This is a genomic window from Micromonospora craterilacus (genome assembly GCF_003236315.1).
Lineage (GTDB): Bacteria > Actinomycetota > Actinomycetes > Mycobacteriales > Micromonosporaceae > Micromonospora > Micromonospora craterilacus.
Genome location: NZ_POTY01000329.1, coordinates 1 through 5675, shown reverse-complemented (window position 1 = coordinate 5675; position 5675 = coordinate 1). Strand labels below are relative to the sequence as shown.

The 5675-nt window shown below is 74.5% G+C and carries 4 protein-coding genes and 1 pseudogene; 4 read left to right on the top strand and 1 reads right to left on the bottom strand.

Annotated features, from left to right (window positions below):
* Positions 1-455 (top strand): annotated as a pseudogene (locus C1I95_RS31285) (helix-turn-helix domain-containing protein); the annotation flags it as partial.
* 326 nt (positions 456-781) lie between these two features.
* The gene (locus C1I95_RS31280; protein WP_111219365.1) at positions 782-1864 is read left to right on the top strand and encodes a polyprenyl synthetase family protein; all 1083 of its coding nucleotides are present in this window, start codon (positions 782-784) and stop codon (positions 1862-1864) included.
* Positions 1865-2277: 413 nt separating this feature from the next.
* On the opposite strand, the gene C1I95_RS31275 is transcribed toward C1I95_RS31280, so the two are convergent.
* The gene (locus tag C1I95_RS31275) at positions 2278-2661 is read right to left on the bottom strand and encodes an Rv2175c family DNA-binding protein (protein WP_111219363.1); all 384 of its coding nucleotides are present in this window, start codon (positions 2659-2661) and stop codon (positions 2278-2280) included.
* 164 nt (positions 2662-2825) lie between these two features.
* Between C1I95_RS31275 and pknB the strand changes: the two genes are divergently transcribed.
* Together pknB and C1I95_RS31265 are read left to right on the top strand one after the other, a co-directional pair.
* Positions 2826-4814, top strand: a complete 1989-nt coding sequence (gene pknB, locus C1I95_RS31270) for a Stk1 family PASTA domain-containing Ser/Thr kinase (protein ID WP_111219361.1) — start codon at positions 2826-2828, stop codon at positions 4812-4814.
* Positions 4814-5675 (top strand): deoxyribonuclease IV (locus C1I95_RS31265; protein WP_111219359.1); only part of this gene is annotated, 862 nt, incomplete at its 3' end. The genes pknB and C1I95_RS31265, both read left to right, overlap by 1 nt.

The following is a 5675-nucleotide window of genomic DNA, read 5'->3' as shown; positions in this document are numbered from 1 at the left end:
CCGGAGGACTGATGCCCCCGTCCCCGCCCGATCCGCCGCCGTTCGGGCCGCTGCTGACCCGGTTACGGCTCGCCCGGGGCTGGAGTCAGTCTCGGCTCGCCGCCGAACTCTGCGCCGCCGCCGGCGTGCCCACGCTGAGCCGACACGAGATCTCCCGCTGGGAGCGGCAGGTGCGGATGCCCGGGCGCTTCTGGCGCCGCTGGCTGGCCAAGGTCCTGACGACGCCGGCCGTCCTCCCGGTCGAAGCCGCGAGTGGTAGCCACGACCAACCGGCCGACGCCGCGCATGGTAGCCACGACCAGCTAGCCGACGCCGCGCGTGGTAGCCGCGACCAGCGGGCGGGGCACTGTCGCACCCGGCCTGGCAGCACCGCCGGCTCCCGTCCGGCCGCCAGACCGCCGCGCCCGAGCCGCCAGCCCGGCGGCGGGCGACCGAGACAACGCGGTACGCGATGACCCGCACCCGCGGATCGGGGCCAACCGCATGATCACGCTCGATCCAGGATCAAGTGGCTTCACCGTCGCTTCGAGGCCACTCGATCCTGGATCGAGCACGAGCCCACCCGGGGGATGGCGAGGGCAGCCACATGGACGACGCCGGCAAGACGAAGATCGATCTTCGGGGGTACCGCATGGCCTTCGTCGTTGAGCTGATGGCACCGCGTGGCGGGTGACCCGGCGGGCCCGCCCGACCCGGGCCCGGACGGGTGAGCAGCCGGGACACGGCGCGCCGGGACGTGGGTGGGTCAGCGCGCCGCGTCCCGACCCACTAGCGTCGGGACGTGACCCACGCTGCTCCCGTCTCGCCCGTTGACCGCGCCAGCCTCCGCCAACGCGTCGACAAGGCACTGTCCGACTTCCTCGTCGGCCGCCGGGCCTGGATGGCCGACGTCGATGACGCCCTGGTGCCGGTCGCCGAGGCGATCGAGGCGTTCGTGCTGGGCGGTGGCAAGCGGCTGCGGCCGGCCTTCGCCTACTGGGGGTACCGGGGTGCCGGCGGGGTGGACACCGACCCGGTGGTGACCGCCCTCGCCGCGTTGGAGTTCGTCCAGGCCAGCGCGTTGATCCACGACGACCTGATGGACCGATCGGACACCCGGCGGGGCGAGCCGGCGGTGCACCGCCGGTTCGCCACCCGGCACCGGGCAGCCGGCTGGGTCGGCGACCCGAACGGCTTCGGCGACGCCGCGGCGATCCTGCTGGGCGATCTGTGCCTGGTCTGGTCCGACGAGCTTCTACACTCCGCCGGGCTCGATCCGCGGGCGGTGGCTCGCGCCCGACCGGACTTCGACGAGATGCGCACCGAGGTCACCGTCGGGCAGTACCTCGACGTGCTGACCCAGGCAACCGGGGACACCTCGCTGGAACGGGCCGGCAAGGTCGCCCGGTACAAGTCGGCCAAGTACACCGTGGAGCGGCCACTGCTCCTCGGCGCGGCGCTGGCCGACGCGCCCGCCGACGTGCGCATCGCCTACTCGGCGTACGGGCTGCCGCTGGGCGAGGCGTTCCAGCTGCGCGACGACGTGCTGGGCGTCTTCGGCGACCCGGCCCAGACAGGCAAGCCGGCCGGCGACGACCTGCGCGAGGGCAAGCGCACCTACCTGGTGGCGGCGGCGCTGGAGGCGGCCGACGAGGCCGGCCGGGCGCTGCTGCTGGCCGGGCTCGGCGACGCGAACCTGGACGCGGCCGGGGTGGCCCGGCTACGAGAGTTGATCACTGACACCGGTGCGCTGGCCCGCGCGGAGCAACGCATCGTCACGCTGACCGATGCCGCGCTCGCCGCGCTGACCGCCGTCGACCTAGACACCGAGGCCCGCCAGGCCCTGGTTGACCTGGCCATCGCCGCCACCCGCCGCGCCGACTAACCCGCCGACCTACGAGTACCTCACCCTCCGGCGTGGGTTATTCCACGGCGACGGGTCGACGGAAACCGGGCCGATGTCCGGCGATCGGGTCGCCCCGCCCGGCCCCGGCACGGCCGGCCCGGCCCGGCCCGGCACGGCACGGCACGGCCGGCCCGGCACGGCACGGCACGGCCGGCCCGGCCCGGCACGGCCGGCCCCGGCACAGCACGGCCGGCCGGCCCCGGCACACCCGGCGCGGCACGTCTGGGGACGCGGCACGCCCGGCGCGGCACGCCCGGCGCGGCACGCCCGGCGCGGCACGCCCGGCGCGGCACGCCCGGCGCGGCACGCCCGGCGCGGCACGTCCGGGGGCGCGGCACGCGCGGGGACCCGGCACGCGCGGGGACCCGGCACGCGCGGGGACGCGGGAGGATTTAGAAGCCGAGGGCTTGGGCGCGGCGTTTGACCTCGCGGGCGTGGTCGCCGGCGAGGGCGGCGGCGGGGGAACCACCCAGCAGGGTGTCGTCGGGCTCGTAGAGCCAGCGCAGTGCCGCCTCGTCGTCGTAGCCGGCGTCGGCCAGCAGGTTGAGCACGCCGGGCAGGTGCTTGAGCACAGTGTGGTTGGCCACCAGGTCGGCCGGGATCCGGCGGATACCGTCGCGGCGTACCGCGATCAGCTCCCGGTCCCGGATCATCTGGTGGACCTTGCTGATCGTCACGTCGAGGCGCTCGGCGACGTCCGGCAGGGTCAGCCAGCCTGCCGCGTCGGCGGGGCCGGCCTCGGGCAGGGCGCCCGCGGCGGGTACGGAGTCGGTCACCCGACCACCCTGCCACGTCGCCCCGGCACCGGGTCAACGGCCTCCCGACGGTCACCCTGAGCAGGGCGAACCCCATCCCGTACCCGCGGTGGACCCGCGGGCGGCCACCTGGGCTGTAGCATCCTGTTCAACCTTCATGCCCCCGACACATAGACTCCCTGCCGATGGACACACAGGTCGCCGACACGTTGCTGGGCTCGCTGATCGACGGGCGCTACCGCATCCGCGGTCGCGTGGCCCGTGGCGGCATGGCGACCGTGTACACCGCCACCGACGAACGACTCGAACGCACCGTGGCGGTCAAGATCATTCACTCGACCCAGGGGCCCCCGGGTCGAGCCGGGCTGGCCAGCTTCGTCGACCGGTTCGCCGACGAGGCCAAGACGATCGCCCGGCTCACCCACCCCAACGTGGTCGCGGTCTACGACCAGGGCACCCACGCCGGGATGCCGTACCTGGTCATGGAGTACGTACGCGGGCGCACCCTGCGCGAGGTGCTGACCGAGCGACGCCGACTCAACCCGGACGAGGCGCTGGCCATCACCGAGCAGATGCTCGCCGCGGTCGCCGCCGCCCACCGGGCCGGGCTGGTGCACCGGGACGTCAAGCCGGAGAACGTGCTGGTCGCCGAGGCACCAAGCGGCGGCCCGGCGAACCTCGTCGACAGCGTGGTCAAGGTGACCGACTTCGGGCTGGCCCGGGCGGTCGAGGCGAGCACCGACCACGACAGCGGCAACCAGTTGATGGCCACCGTGGCGTACGTCGCGCCCGAGCTGGTCACCGACGGCCGCGCCGGCCCCCGCACGGACGTCTACTCGACGGGCATCGTGCTGTTCGAGATGCTCACCGGCCGGGTGCCGTACGAGGGCGACCGGCCGATCGACATCGCCTGGCAGCACGTCGACCGGGATGTCCCCGCGCCGTCGACCCTGGTGCCCGGTCTGCCGCGGGCCCTCGACGACCTGGTCGCCCGGGCCACCCGGCGAGACCCGGCGGCCCGCCCCGCCGACGCCGGCGCGCTGCTGACCGAGGTGCGGGCGGCCCAGGACGGCCTGGGCAACTCGAACACCCACACCGCCATGCTGTCCCCCGTGGCCGACGGCCCGGCGGTGTCCCAGCCGACGATGGTGGTGGCCACGGTCCGCCCGACCGAGCGGCCCTCGTGGGCCCGGCTGCCGGAGGCCGGCGCCCCGGCCCGGGGCCGACGCCGGGCGGCCCCGGACGACGGCGAGCACCTGGGCTCCCGCCTGGGCACGCTGCGTACCCGGCTGCTGGGCGACTCGAACGGCCGCCTCGCCGTCGCCGCCGTCGTGGTGGTGCTCGGCCTGGTGGCCGCGCTCGGCGGCTGGTGGTTCGGGGTGGGTCGCTACTCCACCACGCCGGAGCTGATGAGCATGAGCAAGGCCGAGGCGGAGGCGCAGGCGGCCCAGGGTGGCTTCACCCTGCGCTACACCGACCCCCGGCACGACGAGCAGATCCCCCGCGACGGTGTGGTGGCGCAGGACCCGGCCTCGGCCGCCCGGATCCTCAAGGGCGGCACCATCACCCTGACCCTGTCGCTGGGTCCGGCGCGGTTCCCCCTCCCCGATGTGGTCGGCAAGGAGTTCGACCTCGCCGAGGCGGACCTGGTCAGCGCACAGCTGGAGGTCGCCAAGGGCACCGCCCGCTATGACGACAGCCTGCCGGAGGGCGTGGTGGTGGCCACCAAGCCGGAGGCGGGCAAGGAGGTCAAGCCGGGCGACAAGATCACCGTCATCCTCAGCAAGGGCCGGGCGCCGATCACCGTGCCGAACCTGGTCGGGAAGAACCTCAACGAGGCCCGCGCGCAGATCGCGCAGCTCGGGCTCGTGCTGGTGGAGCCGACGTACAAGCAGTCCGACAAGCCCCGCGACGAGGTGCTCGGGCAGAGCCCGGCCGACGGCAGCGGCGTGGAAAAGGGCGCCCAGGTCCGGCTGGAGGTCAGCGAGGGTCCGCCGCAGGTGGCCGTACCCCGGGTCGTCGACCTGCCCTGCCAGCAGGGCAAGCAGGTGCTGGAGAGCCAGGGCTTCCCGGTGGAGATCCAGTTCAACCCGGAGGCCTTCGTCCGGTTCCAGAACCCGCCCGAGAACGCCCAGGTCCCGCCGGGCACCCCGGTCACCATCGGGTGCTTCTGATGGCGACCGGAGATCCGGGCCACCGCCCGGTCGGCTCGCACACGCCGACCTCGGGCGGGCTGGCGAAGGCGGCACTGCCGTACCTCGACGCCGCCGGCTCGGAGGTGGCGCAGGTCTACGTCGGCAACTCCCGCGGCTGGGCGATGCCGGCCGGGGACCCGGCGCAGGACGCGCTGTTCCGCGACGGCTGCGCCGAGCGGGGCATCCCGGTCTACATCCACGCGTCGCTGCTGGTCAACCTGGGTTCCCCGACCGCCGCGACGGTCGAGCGGTCGGCACAGTCCCTCGCCCACGCGCTACGCCGGGGCGCCGCGATCGGCGCGCGCGGGGTGGTGTTCCACGCCGGTAGCGCGGTGGACGCCGGGCACGCCGAGGCGGCGATGCGGCAGGTACGCGAGTCCCTGCTACCGCTGCTGGACTCGGCCGCTGCCGACGGCGGGCCGATGCTGCTGGTCGAGCCGAGCGCGGGTGGCGGCCGGTCGCTGGCCTGCCGGGTGGAGCAGCTCGGGCCGTACCTCGACGCGGTGGACCGGCACCCGTGGCTCGGCGTCTGCTTCGACACCTGCCACGCCTGGGCCGCCGGGCACGACCTGGCCGCCGAGGGTGGCATGACCGAGACCCTGGACGCCCTGGTCGCCACCGTCGGGGCGGACCGGCTGCGGCTGGTGCACGCCAACGACTCGAAGGACCTCTGCGGCTCCACCCGCGACCGGCACGAGAACATCGGCAAGGGCATGATCGGCGAACCGGCCTTCGCCGAACTGATGCGCCACCCGGCCACCGCCAACGTCCCGATCCTGGTGGAAACCCCCACCGATCGCCACGAGGGTCACGCCGCCGACATCGCCACCTGTCTCTTAT